Below are 16,287 nucleotides of genomic sequence, written 5' to 3' on the forward strand. Positions count from 1 at the left end.
GGCCAGCCGGGTGGCCGGCTTACTTCATGCCGAGCTCTTCGAGCAGGCCCTTGCGCTTGGCGTGATAGTAATAGCCGCTGGCATAGAGCTTTACTGCGCTGTCATGCTGGTTGTCGGCCACCATCCAGGCGCCGTGCAGATACTTGGTCGCGTATTTGAGGTTGGTTTCGGCGTCGAACAGACCTTCCGCCGGACCGTCATAGCCGAGACCCTTGGCGGTGTTGTAGCGGATCTGCATCAGGCCGTAATTGCCCTTGCTGTAGGCGCGCGGATTGTAGTTGCTCTCGCGCTTGACGACGCGGTGCACCAGTTCCACCGGAATGCCGTTGAGATCGGCATAGTACTTGATCATCTTGTCGAGTTCGGGACGCGAGCTCGTCGGCGTCTTGGTGAACTTCATCGAATCCGGGATGACGTTGGCGACTGCGGCCACCGTCGAGCCGATGACGCCGGTCTTCGGGCGCTCGGTCGGAACGATCATGCGGTTGGCGACCAGAGTTTCGAGGCCGACCGGTTCGCCGGTGTCGAAGTCCGATTCCATTGCTGCTGCAACTGCGAGCGTCGAGACCGGCAGATCCTGGACGCGAGCGGTCTTGGTTGCCGCCGGCGAGAGGGCGGCGGATGCCACCTGAGTGGAGTCGGCGGGCGAGGGGGCTTCCGCTGCGGCAATCGCCGCGCTGGCGCCGGTCTGCGTCGTCGGGGCAACCATGGCAAGCGCCATGGTGTCGCCCGGCTTGGCCGCGGGGACCGCGACCAGTGCGGGTGCTGCTTCCGCACCCTGTGCCAGATCGGTCGCGACCGGATAGGTGGCGGCGACGCCAGCGGTCTGAGCTGTCAAGGCCGCGCTCGTTGCGGTGGCGGCGCCGTCGGGCGTCGGCAGTGCATAGGCGGTCATTTCGGTGCCGGGCTTTGCGAGGGGCGTAACCGTCTGCACGGCCGTGAGGTCTGCCAGCGACGTGTGCTCTACCGTTGAGCATCCCGAGACGATGGTCGCCGACAACAAAGCTGCCACGCCAAACGTCTGTTTGGAAAGGGAAATACGGTAATTCGCCATTCTGTCACTTTCGTGCTTCTGGGCCCCGTAGCCCCTGCAAACCAGCGGTTGCCAGCCGCCAAGCGTGAATCTCCATTAACCTATGAGGCTGGCGGCGGCAAGCGTGGGGTCGAATTTCAGGCCGTGGCCCGCTTCATCGTGGCCGTCAAAAGCCCGGCGCCGATCAGCATGGAGCCGCCGGCGCGGTTGACGATCCGCCGCACATTCGGCTTGGAAATCGTGCTGCGGGCGGCGGTCGCAAGGGCTGCATAGAGGCTGGCATTGAGGATCGCGAGCGTGAGGAACGTCAGCTCGAAAATCGCCATCTGGGTAAAGAGCGGCTGGCTGAGATCGAGGAACTGCGGCAGGAAGGCGACGAAGAAGACGATGCTCTTCGGGTTCAGCGCAGTCACCGCATAGGTATGAAAGAAGATGCGAAGCGGGCGTTCCGTCGACGTGGTTTCGAGGTCGGCGTCGCCGCCGGCGGCCACCGGCGCGCGCCAGAGCTTGATGCCGAGCCAGATAAGATAGGCAGCGCCCACCCATTTCAAGACGGTGAAGATGGCGGCAGAGGTGGCAAGCAGGGCGCCGAGGCCGAGCATGGAGGCGGTCATGGCGGTGAAATCGCCGAGCGCCACACCGGCGACCGTCGCGCCCGCCGTCTTGCGGCCATGGCCGAGCGCGTAGGAAATGACGAGGAGAATGGTGGGGCCGGGGATGGCGAGCAGCACGGCCGAGGCCGCGGCAAAGGCAAACCAGTGTTCGAACGACATGAAAAAGCTCCGCGCTGAAGGTGGTGTTCGGCAATCAATTCGCCGAGCCAGCCACGGAAACGCGGAGCCGTCAACGTCTAATCAAGCGTTGTCGGCGGGTGGCATATCCACCCGCCGGCAAGTGTCGGTCAGTGCTTCTGGGCCTTCCACTTCTGGCCGATGACATCCATCACCTCGCCGAACCACTTGGTGGAGGTATCGAACTGCTTGCCGCCCTTGATGCGCGGGAATTCGATGGTGCGCAGCTTGCCGCCCTGGTCTTCGTCGTGACCGGTGACGCCCGAGACCTTGTTGAGGGCGCTTTCGACGGCAAGGTCGACCATGCCCTGGATCAGGCGCAGGTCGTCGCCGTTGGCCGGGGCCGAGCGGGCGTAGTAGCCAGATTTCTGCACCATCGAGCGTTCGGCGCCGAGAAGGGCTGCAAACTGCTTGGAGAACCAGTTGCCGACATTGATCGTGTCGATCTTCACGTGGCCGAAGGCATCACGCTTGATGGTCTCGCCGGCTGCTTCCCGCTCGGCGACGATGGCGTCGAGGCAGGCGCCTTCACTGACGAACAGCGTCACGAAGCCGGTGCGGTCCATAACCTTGCGCAGGCGATCGGCTTCGCCCTGCAGGTCGAACTTCATCTCCGGCAGATAGAGGCCGTCGATGTTCTTCATCTGGCGGTTCATCATGAAGCCGTCGACGAATTCCTTGTCGTCGGTCATCTGGATATAGGAGCGGGCGGTGGTTGCCGTCAGCCAGCCGCTATGGCGGCCCATGACTTCATGGACGACGAGCGTGCGCGGGGCGGCACTCTGTTCGTTGCTGACATTGTCGAAGAAGCGGGCGCCGTATTCGGCAGCCGTCCAGGCGCCGAGCGTCTGGCGGATCGGAACGACGTCGTTGTCGACGGTCTTCGGCAGGCCGACCACGGTCAGGTCGTAGCCGTTGGCGCCGAGATAGGCGGCAAGGTCGGCAGCGGTCGTGTTGGTGTCGTCGCCGCCGATGGTGTGCAGGATCGAAATGCCGTCCTTGGCAAGGCGCTCGGCTGCGACACGCAGCGGGTTTTCGCCTTCCTTGACCAGGCCGCGCTTGACGCAGTCGGCGGCGTTGGTGAGCTTGACGCGGCTGTTGCCGATCGGCGAGCCGCCATGGCGATGCAGGATATGGGCCTTTTCGCGCATGTCGCGCGTAATTTCGATCTGGTCTCCAAGGAGTACGCCCTGGTAGCCCGAGCGATACGCGACCAGCTCATATTCGGGTGCTACGTCCGTATAGCGCTCGATCAGTCCTCCAACGGCCGATGACAGACAGGGCGCGAGCCCGCCGGCCGTCAGCATTGCGACTTTTTTCTTGGCCATGTTTCCTCCTCGGGACTTTGGCATGCGATGGGTGCGGCCTCCATAGCGCAAATCAGATGGAATTTAAATGACGGGCCTGTGGATGTTGTGTCGAGGCTGCGCGAGAACGGCTGCTGGGCGCCGTCGGAAACGCGGGGCGGGCTCGGTGTCGCGCCGATTGTCGCAGCCGGAGGAGCGCAATCGGGCGGCGCGGCCTTCGCGGCCGGTGCATTTGGTGTGTTTTTCGGCATAAATTCGCCGCTTCGGATCGCTAGGTTGTTCCCAAGGGAACAGCTTTCCGTCTACCAGCTGTCGCAAGTTCCAATCGATGGATTGACAATAGTGAGGTGCCATCACAAATTCGTCATCCTCGTGGTTCGGACCATCCCACCGCTTGCAATTTGCCACCACACAAGTCCATGCTATACGCTGGAGAGACAGGGATTCTCGCATGTCATTCTGGGACAGCCTCCTCAAAATCGTTACCGCCACCGGCAATGCGCTTGCCGGTGTGGTCGAGGCCGTGCGTACCCTGTTTGAGGGCGACCCGGAGACACGGCGCAAGGTTGCCTTCTCCGTCGCGATGATCGCGCTTTCGGCCAAGATGGCCAAGGCCGACGGCATCGTCAGCGAGGCCGAGGTCGCCGCCTTCCGCGACATCTTCCAGTTCCCGCCCGACCAGGCGCAGAACGTCGCGCGTCTCTATAATCTGGCGCGCCAGGACGTCGCCGGCTACGAGGCCTATGCGGAGAAGATGGCGTCGCTGTGTTCGTCCTGCGAAGAAAACTGCCCGATCCTCGAGGATATCGTCGACGGCCTGTTCCACATCGCCAAGTCCGACGGTGCAGTTCATGAGCGCGAACTGGCGTTCCTGGTGCGGGTCGCCGAGATCTTCGGCATGGACGAGGCGCATTTCGAGCTCATCATGGCCCGCCATGTGCACGGAGACGGTCGCGACCCCTATCAGGTGCTCGGCGTTTCGCGTAAGGATGATTTCGCCGACATCCGCAAGCGCTACCGTGTGCTGGTTTCCGAAAACCACCCGGATATGCTGGTGGCGCGCGGCGTACCGCAAGAATTCCACGCGATCGCCAATGATCGCATGGCGGCGCTGAACGCCGCCTATGAGGCGATCGAGAAAGAACGCCGAGCCGCATGACTTCGAAATACTGCGACTATCCGGGGGCTCGCTTCATGCCGTCGCCCAATTTTGGCGACCGCGCCGACAGGCGGGCACCGGATATGATCGTGCTGCACTACACCGGCATGGCAACGGGCGCTTCGGCGCTCGAATGGCTTTGTCGCGAAGAGAGCCAGGTTTCCAGCCATTATTTCGTTCATGAGGACGGACGCGTCGACCAGCTCGTGCCTGAGACGCTGCGTGCCTGGCACGCGGGCAAGAGCTACTGGAAGGGCGAGACCGACATCAACTCCTGTTCGATCGGTATTGAGATCGCCAACCCGGGCCACCCCGGCGGGTTGCCGGATTTCCCGAAGAAGCAGATCGATGCGGTCGTCGAATTGTGTCGGGACTGTGGCCAGCGGTGGTCGATCGCCCCGGAAAGGGTGCTGGCGCACAGCGATATCGCCCCCATTCGCAAGGTTGATCCGGGAGAAAAATTTCCTTGGCATGTTCTTCACCGTGAAGGGGTCGGGCACTGGGTTGAGCCGGCTCCGATCGGCGGCGGGCGCTTCTTTCAGCGCGGCGACCGCGGTCAGCCGGTAGAGGCCATCCAGTCGATGCTGTCGCTCTATGGCTACGGCATTGAAGTGACTGGTGATTTCTGCGAAAAAACCGAGGGCACCGTCGCCGCGTTCCAAAGGCATTTCCGGCAACAGAGGGTAGACGGCATCGCCGACATCTCAACCCTCGATACGCTCCATCGCCTGCTTTCCGGGCTGCCGCAATTTATCGCCTGACGCGGAAGAATTTTTCGTCCCGAAGCCTGTTTTCCGGATGTTCGTGGCATGTTTTTTTAGCTTTGCCACATGTTTACCATGATGCGCCGTTCATTTCCCGCTCATTGAAACTGCAGGAACTTCGGGGCGCAACGCTCACGTCCTGTGAATGAAACGATCGGGACGTGAGGCTCGAAGCGGGGTGCGCTTCGGTCCAATCCCCAGACCGGAGAATTCAAACTACATGAGAATATCGTCTGTTGCTGCGGTGGCGGCATGCCTTGGCATGTTCTTCGCCGGGATGGGTACGTCGTATGCGGGGAATGTCGACAAGACCATCAAGACCTCTTCCATCCCGACCGTCACCCGGACCACAGGCTTCCCGAAACCGGACCTTCCGCAGAACGTTCAGTATACGGCCCTGATCAAGAGCTATGCGAAGCAGTACGGCGTTCCCGTCGATCTGGCGCATGCGGTCGTCAAGGTCGAAAGCAACTTCAATCCGAAGGCACGCGGCAGCGCCGGCGAGATCGGCCTGATGCAGATCAAGCCCGCCACGGCGCGCATGATGGGCTATTCGGGCTCCTCCAAGGGTCTCTACGACCCGGAAACCAACATCAAGTTCGGCATGAAGTATCTCGCCATGGCGCATGAGCTTTCGGGCGGCACCACCTGCGGCACGATCCTCAAGTACAATGCCGGCCATGGCGCCAAGCGCATGAACCCGGTTTCCAAACGCTATTGCGGCAAGGTCCAGGACATCATCGACTAGAACGCCGTGCGTTCCAGCGAACGCACGAGGGGCGCTTTGGCATCCCAATTCTAGAGCATCTGGCCGCCTCGGTGTTTCCGCTTGAGGGCGGAATGCTCTAGTCCCTGACAGGCGTGGGTGATCCATTTGCCCACGCGACGAGAGAGCATCGTCCGCCGGCCACGCGGCAATGGCGGATGCTCCAGCCGGACAGGTCTCGCGTTCCGGCGCACCAATTAAATCCTTGAGTGGTGGTGCCCTAAGAGCACCGATATGCTACCTCCTTCCGTGTCAGCGGAGCGGGGATGAGCATGTCGGAAAGCTTTGATTTCATTGTCGTCGGCAAGGGCATGATGGGCGCTGCGGCTGCCCGGCACCTGGCGCTCTCGGGTGCTGGCGTCGCGCTCGTCGGTCCTGACGAGCCGACCGACTGGGCCAGTCATTCCGGCGTCTTTTCCAGCCACTACGACAATGCCCGCATCACCCGCACGATCGACGACGACCCCGTCTGGGCGCGTCTCGCCCGTCGCTCGATCGAGCGCTACGACGAGATCGAACGCGAAAGCGGCATCCGGTTTTATCACGAGGTCGGCTGCCTGATGGCGGGGCCAGCGCCGGGCTCGAGCTACGACTATATCGAGCAGGTGGAAAAGGCGCGGGATGCGCTCGGCGTCGAAGCGCCGCTCTATGACAGCGAGGCGCTGTCGCGGCGCTTTCCCTGGTTCCGTTTTCCCGAGGGCACGGCCGGCGTTTATGAACGCCTTGGCGCCGGCTACATCAATCCACGCGCGCTCGTTGCGGCGCAGGTCATCTGTGCCGAGAAGGCCGGCGCACGGATCGTGCGCGACGAGGTCGGCGCCGTCTCCGAAGCGGACGATCGCGTTGTCGTCACGACGGTCTCGGGCGTGCGCCTGGAAGCGGGCCGGGTCATCGTTGCGGCCGGCGGATTTTCCCTGTCCGACAAACTGCTGCCGCGGCCGATCGACTTGACGGTCAAAGCTCGCACGGTGCTGTTCGCGGAGGTGGCGGCGAGCGAGCTGCCTGACTTCGAGGGCATGCCCTCGCTGATCGGTGCAGCACCCGAGCAGGAGAAGAGCTACTACCTGCTGCCGCCGGTCGGCTATGCCGACGGCAGGACCTACATCAAGATCGGCGGCGATCCGATCGACAGGATCCTGGGTGACGAGCCGGCGATACGGCACTGGTTCCGCGGACCGGGCGGTGCGGCAGCGGCCGAGCATCTGCGTCGGCTGCTGGCCGAGGTGATGCCTGATTTCCGGCCGGTCTCCACCCGCTTTTCACCCTGTGTCACCTCGTTTACCCGCGACGGGCTGCCCTATATCGGCTTTGCCGAGGGCGACCGCATCGCCGTCGTCACCGGCGGCAACGGCCAGGCGGCAAAAAGCTCCGACGAGATCGGCAGGCTCGGCGCTGTCCTTGTGCAAAATGGCCGGATCGATGAGCCCGAATATGACGCCGACTTCGCGGTCGCCTTTCGCTAGGTGCGGCGGCATCCACCCGGTCTCGACCGATCTGCCCTGTTGGCAGCGTGAAAAACACTGCCGTTTTTTCTGGCGCCGGGCGGGGGCTTGCGTTAAGGAGCGCCTGCCAGTTGGCCGGGCAGCCGCTCTCCGCAAGTGCCGAAAGGCCGCGGGGGGAGGAAAGTCCGGGCTCCACGGAAGCACGGTGCCGGATAACGTCCGGCGAGGGTGACCTCAGGGAAAGTGCCACAGAAAGCAAACCGCTCCGCTTGCGGAGTAAGGGTGAAAGGGTGGGGTAAGAGCCCACCGCGGACATGGCGACATGGACGGCACGGCAAACCCCACCGGGAGCAAGACCGAATAGGGATGACGCGGACGCGCAAGCGCCCAGCCTGTTTCCGGGCCAGTCATCCGGGTGGGTTGCAAGAGGCTGCGTGCAAACGTAGTCCCAGATGAATGGCTGCCACGTTCCGTTGCCTTCGGGTGACGGGGCCATACAGAACCCGGCTTACAGGCCAACTGGCGATTTTCTCTCTCTCTCTCTCTCTCTCTCTCTCTCAATGCGGGCCGAACGGTTCAGCGCGCGCGGATCGCGCCTTGCAAATCGGGCTGATCCGCATGCCATTTTTGCGGCCGGCAGCGGTGCAGGTTTAGGCGGTTGTGTCGTTGCCGCCGTGCATTCTTCTCTTGCGATGACGCGCAAGCGCCTCTGCGCAACGGTGTTTCTGCGCTTTTTCTCACATTCTGATTTTTCAACGATTTGAAGCCGTTCGACCGTCGCATTCCCGCACAGTGGGGGTCTCTTCGTAACCCTTCGTTAAACTTAACAACCTATCAATATTTGATCAGCCCGACGGCTGTTTGTGATCCATTCCCATTGACGCCCATATGGTCCCATGATATCCCATAATGGCACTGCGCAGGGGCTGCTTCGCGGCCCAATATCGCAAGATTCCAATGCCTTCCGGCTTCGGAGGGTGGTCGGACATTCCACTGTTCGGCGGGGCGGTCTTGCGTGCGGAGTGACGTGTTCTCGCGGGTCGATGATCGTGGCCCGTCAGTCTTGGGCGGCCGTTTCGCGTTATGAACCGCTTCTTGTCACATGCCACCAATCGGATCGATGCGAAGGGGCGGGTCTCTGTTCCCTCGGCGTTTCGCTCCGTGCTGTCGGATGGGGGCGTTCGGGAGCTATACTGTTTTCAGGATTTCGTCTTTCCGGCGATCAGCGTCGGCGGGCCGGAGCTCCTGGATCGGTTCGAGAAGCAGATGGCGGCCGAGGATCCATTTTCTCCGGAAGCCAACGAGATGTCGCTGCTGGTTCACGGGGGTGGCGTCTTTGTGAAGCTCGATCCGGAAGGCCGGTTGATGATGACGGATTTTATCCGCGACTTCACCGGCATCTCGACCGACGTGATGTTCGTCGGGCGGGGCGATTATTTTCAGCTCTGGGAGCCGCAGGCCTTTCAAAAGGCGCAGGCGGCGGCCCGGGAAGGGCGCAAGTCACGGGGGTTGCGTCCAGAATAGAATGGAGAGAGGGAATGGTGACGGATCAAGGCGGAGGTGTTTCTGAAGCCGAAGGCGGACCGGTTCGTCACATTCCCGTTCTCTTGCCCGAGGTGCTTGCGGCTCTCGAGCCCGCGCCCGGCAAGGTCATCCTTGATGGCACTTTCGGTGCCGGTGGCTACAGCTCCGCAATCCTCAAGGCCGGTGCCGACGTGATCGCGCTCGATCGCGACCCGACGGCGATTGCCGCAGGGCAGGCGCAGGTCGCCGAGTGGGCCGGCCGGCTGAAGCTCGTTCATGCACAGTTCTCCGATCTTGCTGCCCATGCGCCCGAAGGCGGGCTCGATGGCGTCGTGCTCGATATCGGCGTTTCCTCCATGCAGATCGATGAGGCCGAGCGCGGCTTCTCCTTCCAGAAGAAGGGGCCGCTCGACATGCGCATGTCGGCTTCGGGCGTTTCGGCGGCCGATGTCGTCAATCGCGCCAAGGTCTCTGATCTCATCCGCATCTTCGGCTTTCTCGGTGAAGAGAAGCAGGCCGGCCGCATCGCGCGTGCGATCGAGAAGCGCCGGGCCGAGCAGCCCTTCGAAACGACCCGCGATCTTGCCGGCCTGATCGAGGTGGTGACGCCGCGCAAGGCCAAGGACAAGATCCATCCCGCCACCCGCGTCTTCCAGGCGCTGCGCATCTTCGTCAACGACGAGCTCGGCGAACTGGCAGAGGCGCTGTTTGCGGCCGAGCGAGCGCTGAAGCCCGGCGGCCGTCTTGTCGTCGTCACCTTCCATTCGCTCGAAGACCGCATCGTCAAGGCCTTCTTCCAGGACCGCTCCGGCAAGGCCAGCGGCTCGCGTCACCTGCCGATGGTGTCCGCGCGTGCCGCAACCTTCACGCCAGTTGGCAAGCCTATGGTGGCAGCCAGCGAGGAAGAAGCGTCCCTCAATCCGCGCGCCCGCTCTGCCAAGCTTCGCGCCGGTATCCGCACGCAAGCCGCGTCGCCGGGAAACGATCTGTCCATTTTCAATCTGCCGGAACTGGCAAGCCTTGCACGGCTGGGGGGCTGACAAGACATGCTTCGAACGTTCGATATCGTTCTGATCGTCGTCATGACGGCCGCGGCCACGGTGACCTATACGATCAAGCACCGCGCCGAAAACAAGCTTGAGGAAGTCCGCAAGCTCGACGTGGCGATCAAGCTCGAGGAAGACACGATCGATCTGCTGCGGGCCGACTGGGCGCTTCTGACCCAACCGAACCGCCTGGAGCGCCTCGTCGGTGCCTTCGGAGCCGACCTGCAACTCGTGCCGACCCCCTCGACACAGCTCGCCCAGCCGCAGGAACTGCCGATGCTGAAGGCCGATCTGCCCGTGCCCGAGGACAAGTCGGCCAAGGATGGCATCGCTGCCATCATCGAAAAGACCGATAAGATCGCAACTGGCTCGGTGGCGCGCTGATGTCGTTTCTCTCCCGCATCATGGTGTTGAAAAGCAAGGCGCACTTCTCGGCGGGCGGCAACAACCGACCGGCTGAAAGCGGCGTCAACGTCACCTTTCAGGGGACGCGCAAGAAGACCACGAACCAGGCGAAGAACCGCGTCGCCATCGTGATCGCCAGCTTCGGCATCGTCTATGCCGTCATCGGCGGCCGCCTGGTGCAATACGGCATGGCGGCACCCGAAACCGTTTCCAGCATCGGCCGGGCCGACAACCTGATGGCGTCGCGCCCCGACATTCTCGACCGCAACGGCGAGATCCTCGCGACCGACATCCGCACCGTCTCGCTCTATGCCGAGCCGCACAAGATCGTCGATGCCGACGAAGCGGTCGAGCGGCTGTCGACGGTGCTGCCCGACATCAACGCCCGCGAAATCTACAACAAGCTGAAGTCGAAATCGCGCTTCCAGTGGCTGCGCCGGCAGCTGACCCCGAAGCAGCAGTCGGAGATCCTGGCGCTCGGCATTCCCGGCGTCGGCTTCCGCCCGGAAAAGCGCCGCTTCTATCCCGGCGGCCACACCGCCGCGCATATCCTCGGCCACGTCAACATCGACAACCGCGGCGTTGCCGGCATGGAGCGCTACATCGACAGCCAGGGGCTGGCCGACCTTGCCGCGATCGGCATGACCAGCGACGCCAAGCTCGAGCCGGTGAAGCTTTCTATCGACGTGCGCGTGCAGAACATCGTGCGCGACGTCATCGACGCCGGCATGAAGAACTACCAGGCGCTCGCCGCCGGCGCCGTCGTGCTCGACGTGCATACCGGCGAAGTGCTGGCAATGGCGTCCGTTCCCGACTACGACCCGAACAAACCGGCCGAAGGGGCGGAAGAGGGCTGGATGAACCGCATGTCGAACGGCACGTTCGAAATGGGCTCCACCTTCAAGACCTTCACCATCGCCATGGGCCTCGATTCCGGCAAGGTGACGCTCAACGACAGCTTTGACGCCTCGGCGCCGATCCGTATCGGCGGCTTCACCATCAAGGACTTCCACGGCAAGCGCCGCGTGCTGACTGTCCCGGAAATCTTCCAGTATTCGTCGAACATCGGCACCGCGAAGATTGCCGATCTCGTCGGCATTCCCGGCCACAAGGAATTCCTGACGCGCCTCGGCCTGCTTTCGAAGCTGCCGACCGAACTGCCGGAAGTGAAATCCCCGACGCAGCCGCGCGAATGGAAGAAGATCAACTCGGTCACCATCTCCTTCGGTCACGGCGTCTCGACGACGCCGCTGCAGACGGCGGTCGCGGGTGCTGCACTCGTCAACGGCGGCAAGCTGATCGAACCGACCTTCCTGCCGCGCACCGAGGAGCAGGCCGACGCCGTCTCCACATCGGTGGTCAAGAAGAGCACCAGCGACGACATGCGCTTCCTGCTTCGCTGGAACGGCATTGCGGGCTCCGGCAAGCGCGCACTGGTGCCGGGCTTCAACGTCGGCGGCAAGACCGGCACGGCCGACAAGGTGGTCAACGGCCGCTATGCCAGCGACCAGAACTTCAACGCCTTCCTCGCGGCCTTCCCGATCGACAACCCGAAATACATCGTGCTGACCTTCATCGACGCGCCGAAGACCGGCGAGGGTGGCGGGCGCACCGCAGGCTCGAACGCGGCTCCCATGGTTCGCGACATCATCAGCCGCTCTGCGCCGCTGCTCGGTGTCGAACCAAAATTTGGAGAAGACGGTTCTGCCTTGCTTGTGTCTTATTAGACATGAAATGAGAAAGCGGACGATTCGCGATTCTTGCGGATCGAAATCGATGCGAGACGTGCGTTCATGAAGATCAAAGACCTGGCGGGATCGAGCTTCCCGGAACTTTCGGCGCAACTGAGCGGCGCTGCCGCCGATATCGACGTTGCCGGACTGACGGCCGATAGCCGGCAGGTTCAGCCAGGGGATCTCTTCGTCGCCGTTTCCGGCAGCAAGGCCAATGGCAGCGCCTATGTCGCCGATGCCCTGAAGCGCGGCGCGGTCGCCGTCGTCACCGAAGCTGGCTCAGACGTCGACACTTCGGCAGCGCCGGTCCTGAAGCTTTCCGAACCTCGCGCCTTTCTCGCCCGCGCTGCCGCTGCCTTCTATGGCCGCCAGCCGGAAACCATGGTCGCCGTCACCGGCACCGCTGGCAAGACCTCGGTCGCCTCCTTCACCCGCCAGGTCTGGGCGCATTCCGGTCTTGCAGCCGCGATGATCGGCACGACCGGCGTCGTCGCACCCGGGCGTAACGATTACGGCTCGCTGACGACGCCCGATCCGGTGTCGCTGCACAAGCTGCTCGCCGAACTTGCCGATGCCGGCGTCACCCATGCGGCGATGGAGGCCTCCAGCCACGGCCTCGACCAGAGCCGGCTCGACGGCGTGCGCCTGTCGGCTGCCGCCTTCACCAATCTCGGCCGCGATCACATGGACTACCACCCGACGGTGGAGCACTACATGGCCTCCAAGATGCGGCTGTTCGAGGCGCTGTTGCCGAAGGGCGCGCCCGCGGTGATTTTTGCCGACGACCAGTGGTCGGACCAGGCGATCGCTGCTGCCCGCAAGGCCAAGCTCGACGTGCGAACGGTCGGCCGCAAGGGCGATTACATTTCTCTGAAGCGGGTCGAGCACTTCCGCCACAAGCAGTCGGCCGAAGTGCATGTCGGCGACGACATCTTCGAAATCCACATTCCGCTTGCCGGCGACTTCCAGGTGGCCAATGCGCTCGTGGCGGCCGGCCTTGCCATGTCCACCGGCATCAGCGCCAAGGCTGCCTTCTCCGCGCTTGAAAAGCTGCAGGGGGCCTCCGGTCGTCTTGAACTGGTCGGCCAGACCAGGGACGGCGCGCTCGCCTATGTCGATTACGCCCACAAGCCGGATGCGCTGGAAAACGTGCTCGCCTCGGTGCGGCCGTTCACGACCGGCCGCGTCGTCGTGGTGTTCGGCTGCGGCGGCGACCGCGACAAGGGTAAGCGCCCGATCATGGGCGAGATCGCCACCCGGCTTGCCGACGTGACGATCGTGACCGACGACAATCCGCGCTCGGAAGTGCCCGATGTGATCCGCGCCGAAATCATGGCGGCGGCCAGGGGCGCCATCGAAATCGGCGACCGCGCCACGGCGATCCGCACGGCGGTCGGCATGCTGAAGACCGGCGACACGCTGATCGTCGCCGGCAAGGGGCACGAGGAGGGGCAGACGATCGGCTCCGTCACGTTGCCCTTCTCGGATCACGCGGAGGTCCGCAAGGCATTGGGAGGCTTGTGATTTGAACTGGCTCTGGACAAGCAGCGATCTCCTGGCCGCCATGAATGGCCGGCCGGTCGGCAATCTGCCTGAAGGCATCTCGGGGATCTCCATCGACAGCCGCTCGATCGGCAAGGGCGAAGCCTTCTTCGCGATCAAGGGTGATCGCGTGGATGGCCACGACTATGCGGGTATCGCGCTCGCCAATGGCGCCGCGGTGCTGGTCGTCAGCGAAGGCAAGCTGCCGGCGCTCGGACGGCTGAATGCGCCGATGATCGTCGTCGACGACGTGCTCGAAGCGATGATCCGGCTCGGCTGTGCGGCGCGCGACCGCAGTGCCGCCAAGATCATCGCCGTCACCGGTTCGGTCGGCAAGACGACCACCAAGGAGATGTTGCGCCACGTGCTTCAGCCGCAGGGCCGCGTACATGCGTCGGTCGCCTCCTTCAACAATCACTGGGGTGTGCCGCTGACGCTTGCGCGCATGCCCGAGGCAACCGATTTCGGCGTCTTCGAAATCGGCATGAACCATCCGGGCGAGATCCGGCCGCTGACCGCCATGGTGCGCCCGCATGTGGCCATCGTCACCAGCATCGCTGCCGCCCATCTTGGCAATTTCGAGAGCCTCGACCAGATCGCCGAAGCCAAGGCCGAGATCTTCGAAGGCGTCGTCAATGGCGGCCACGCGCTGATCATTCACGACAGCCCGCAGTACAAGCTGCTCGAAGACGCCGCGGCAGCGGCCGGCGTCAGCCACATCCATTCCTTCGGCGCCAACCCGAAGGCCGAATTCCGGCTGGTTGAATTCAGCGGCGGTGCGGAGGGTTCCATTCTCTGGGCCGGCATCGGCGGTCGCACGTTGGAAGTCGCGATCGGTGCCCCCGGGCGTCACATCGCCGAGAATGCCGTTGCGGTTCTCGCAGCGGTGAAGCTTGCTGGCGGCGATCTCGACTATGCGGCTTCGGCGCTCGCAACCATGCAGGCCGAAACGGGCAGGGGCCGGCGCCACACGCTTTCGATCGGCGGCGGTACGCTGAAGCTGATCGACGAGAGTTACAACGCCAATCCGAGCTCGATGCGGGCGGCAATTTCGCTGCTGCGCGACAGCGAGCCGCCGGTCGGCGGCCGTCGTGTCGCCGTGCTCGGCGACATGCTCGAAATGGGCGAACACGCGGCCGAGGTGCATGCGGCCCTTGCCCGTCCGCTCATCGAAGCCGGTATTACCGATGTCTGGCTCGCCGGACCGCTGATGGCGCACCTGCGCGACGCGCTTCCGCCCGAAGTTTCGGTGATCTATCGCGAGAGCGTTGAGGACCTCAAAGCCTATGCGCTGGCCGCTGTCGCGCCGGGCGACGTTGTCATGGTCAAGTCGTCCAAGGGAACCGGCTGCGCCAAGATCGTGCAGGCGCTGATCGAGAGCTATCCGGAGACGCAAGCCGAGGAATACGGGGCCGAGGGAACCGAAGCCGAGGGGTAGCCGGCGTAATAAAAGCCGGCGGAACCGCCCATGATGGCGCGGTGGATACAGTTTGAGGTTAGGCGGCGCGCCCTAACACTTTCGCATGCAAGCGCGTATCGTTTTTCAGATGATTCTGTTGGACGTGTTTCGAAATACTACGGCGCCGCGTCTCCCGGGGCGGGAAAGCTTCGCTGTAACACTTTAAACTGCTGCATCATTGTGCAGGAAACCTTTGGGGAAAGGTCCCTTATGCTCATTTGGCTTGTGGAACTGGCGGACCACTTTCAGTTTTTCAATCTTTTTCGCTACATCACGTTCCGCACCGGCGCGGCGCTCTTCACGTCGGCCATGATCGTCTTCCTCTTCGGGCCCGCGATGATCGCCTCGCTGCGCATCCGCCAGGGCAAGGGCCAGCCGATCCGCGCCGACGGGCCGCAGACGCATTTCAAGAAGGCCGGCACGCCGACCATGGGCGGCCTGATGATCCTGGCCGGCATCGTCGTCTCGTCGCTGCTGTGGGCCGATCTGTCGAGCGTCTACGTGGTCTCGACGCTGCTCGTCACGCTCGGCTTCGGCGCCATTGGCTTCTATGATGATTACCTCAAGGTTACGAAGCAGTCGGACAAGGGTTTTTCCGGAAAGGCACGCCTCGGCATCGAATTCGTGATCGCGGCGATCGCCGTGTTCTTCATGATGCAGGCCTCGCTTTCGGGCGGTCCGTCCGGCTCCACTTTCGGCTCCTCCGTCACTTTCCCCTTCTTCAAGGACCTGATCGTCAATCTCGGCTATTTCTTCGTGCTGTTCGGTGGCTTCGTCATCGTCGGCGCCGGCAATGCCGTGAACCTGACCGACGGTCTCGACGGTCTTGCGATCGTGCCTGTGATGATCGCCGCTGCCGCCTTCGGCCTGATCGCGTATCTCGCTGGTAACGCCGTCTTCGCCAACTATCTGCAGATCCATTTCGTGCCCGGCACGGGCGAGCTTGCCGTCATCCTCGGCGCTGTCATCGGCGCCGGCCTCGGCTTCCTCTGGTTCAATGCGCCGCCGGCCGCCATCTTCATGGGCGACACCGGGTCGCTGGCGCTTGGCGGCCTGATTGGCACCGTTGCCGTCGCCGTCAAGCACGAGATCGTCATGATCATCATCGGCGGCCTCTTCGTCATGGAGACGCTGTCGGTCATCATCCAGGTCTTCTGGTTCAAGCGCACCGGCCGCCGCGTCTTCCTGATGGCGCCGATCCACCACCACTTCGAAAAGAAGGGCTGGACCGAGAGCCAGGTCGTGATCCGGTTCTGGATCATCGCCGTCATCCTGGCGATGGTTGGCCTCTCCACCCTCAAGCTGCGGTGAGCGGA

The 16,287-nt window shown here is 63.2% G+C and carries 14 protein-coding genes and 1 other RNA gene; 12 read left to right on the forward strand and 3 right to left on the reverse strand.

The window, feature by feature from the left end; translation table 11 throughout:
- Positions 1-19: 19 nt before the first annotated feature.
- The 3 genes from ASD63_RS00795 to ASD63_RS00805 form a co-directional block, all read right to left on the reverse strand.
- Positions 20-1,054, reverse strand: a complete 1,035-nt coding sequence (locus tag ASD63_RS00795) for a lytic transglycosylase domain-containing protein (RefSeq protein WP_034792386.1) — start codon at positions 1,052-1,054, stop codon at positions 20-22.
- Between the two features lie 116 nt (positions 1,055-1,170).
- Positions 1,171-1,806 (reverse strand): LysE family translocator, encoded by a 636-nt coding sequence (locus ASD63_RS00800; protein ID WP_034792388.1) that lies wholly within the window; start codon positions 1,804-1,806, stop codon positions 1,171-1,173.
- 128 nt (positions 1,807-1,934) lie between these two features.
- The gene (locus ASD63_RS00805) at positions 1,935-3,152 is read right to left on the reverse strand and encodes a pyrophosphate--fructose-6-phosphate 1-phosphotransferase (RefSeq protein WP_034792390.1); all 1,218 of its coding nucleotides are present in this window, start codon (positions 3,150-3,152) and stop codon (positions 1,935-1,937) included.
- Between the two features lie 430 nt (positions 3,153-3,582).
- Between ASD63_RS00805 and ASD63_RS00810 the strand changes: the two genes are divergently transcribed.
- The 12 genes from ASD63_RS00810 to mraY all read left to right on the forward strand — a co-directional run bounded on the left by ASD63_RS00810 (position 3,583) and on the right by mraY (position 16,282).
- Complete coding sequence (locus tag ASD63_RS00810) at positions 3,583-4,290, forward strand: DnaJ family molecular chaperone (protein ID WP_034792391.1); 708 nt, start codon at positions 3,583-3,585, stop codon at positions 4,288-4,290.
- Positions 4,287-5,051 (forward strand): N-acetylmuramoyl-L-alanine amidase, encoded by a 765-nt coding sequence (locus ASD63_RS00815; RefSeq protein WP_060528753.1) that lies wholly within the window; start codon positions 4,287-4,289, stop codon positions 5,049-5,051. Before ASD63_RS00810 ends, ASD63_RS00815 begins: the two co-directional genes overlap by 4 nt.
- A 223-nt stretch (positions 5,052-5,274) precedes the next feature.
- Positions 5,275-5,802: a lytic transglycosylase domain-containing protein gene (locus ASD63_RS00820; RefSeq protein ID WP_034792405.1), complete on the forward strand. Its 528-nt coding sequence runs from the start codon at positions 5,275-5,277 to the stop codon at positions 5,800-5,802.
- A gap of 290 nt (positions 5,803-6,092) precedes the next feature.
- Entirely contained in the window at positions 6,093-7,283 is a 1,191-nt protein-coding gene (locus ASD63_RS00825) for an FAD-binding oxidoreductase (protein WP_034793594.1), read from the forward strand.
- A gap of 106 nt (positions 7,284-7,389) precedes the next feature.
- Positions 7,390-7,789, forward strand: an RNA gene (gene rnpB, locus ASD63_RS00830) — RNase P RNA component class A.
- Positions 7,790-8,345: 556 nt separating this feature from the next.
- Positions 8,346-8,786, forward strand: a complete 441-nt coding sequence (gene mraZ, locus ASD63_RS00840; RefSeq protein ID WP_034792415.1) for a division/cell wall cluster transcriptional repressor MraZ — start codon at positions 8,346-8,348, stop codon at positions 8,784-8,786.
- A gap of 14 nt (positions 8,787-8,800) precedes the next feature.
- Entirely contained in the window at positions 8,801-9,826 is a 1,026-nt protein-coding gene (gene rsmH, locus ASD63_RS00845) for a 16S rRNA (cytosine(1402)-N(4))-methyltransferase RsmH (RefSeq protein WP_034792418.1), read from the forward strand.
- Between the two features lie 6 nt (positions 9,827-9,832).
- On the forward strand, positions 9,833-10,216 hold the full coding sequence (locus tag ASD63_RS00850) for a hypothetical protein (protein ID WP_034792423.1): 384 nt from the start codon (positions 9,833-9,835) through the stop codon (positions 10,214-10,216).
- Positions 10,216-11,964, forward strand: coding sequence for a penicillin-binding protein 2 (locus ASD63_RS00855; RefSeq protein ID WP_034792437.1), 1,749 nt, complete (start codon positions 10,216-10,218; stop codon positions 11,962-11,964). The genes ASD63_RS00850 and ASD63_RS00855 overlap by 1 nt, the downstream gene beginning before the upstream one ends.
- A 66-nt stretch (positions 11,965-12,030) precedes the next feature.
- A complete protein-coding gene (locus ASD63_RS00860; RefSeq protein ID WP_060528867.1) occupies positions 12,031-13,494 on the forward strand; it encodes a UDP-N-acetylmuramoyl-L-alanyl-D-glutamate--2,6-diaminopimelate ligase in 1,464 nt (487 codons plus the stop codon).
- 1 nt (position 13,495) lies between these two features.
- Complete coding sequence (locus tag ASD63_RS00865) at positions 13,496-14,950, forward strand: UDP-N-acetylmuramoylalanyl-D-glutamyl-2,6-diaminopimelate--D-alanyl-D-alanine ligase (protein ID WP_034792439.1); 1,455 nt, start codon at positions 13,496-13,498, stop codon at positions 14,948-14,950.
- Positions 14,951-15,181: 231 nt separating this feature from the next.
- Positions 15,182-16,282, forward strand: coding sequence for a phospho-N-acetylmuramoyl-pentapeptide-transferase (mraY, locus tag ASD63_RS00870; protein WP_034792441.1), 1,101 nt, complete (start codon positions 15,182-15,184; stop codon positions 16,280-16,282).
- The last annotated feature ends 5 nt before the right edge of the window (positions 16,283-16,287 follow it).

The sequence above is a fragment of the Ensifer sp. Root558 genome (assembly GCF_001427045.1).
Lineage (GTDB): Bacteria > Pseudomonadota > Alphaproteobacteria > Rhizobiales > Rhizobiaceae > Ensifer > Ensifer adhaerens.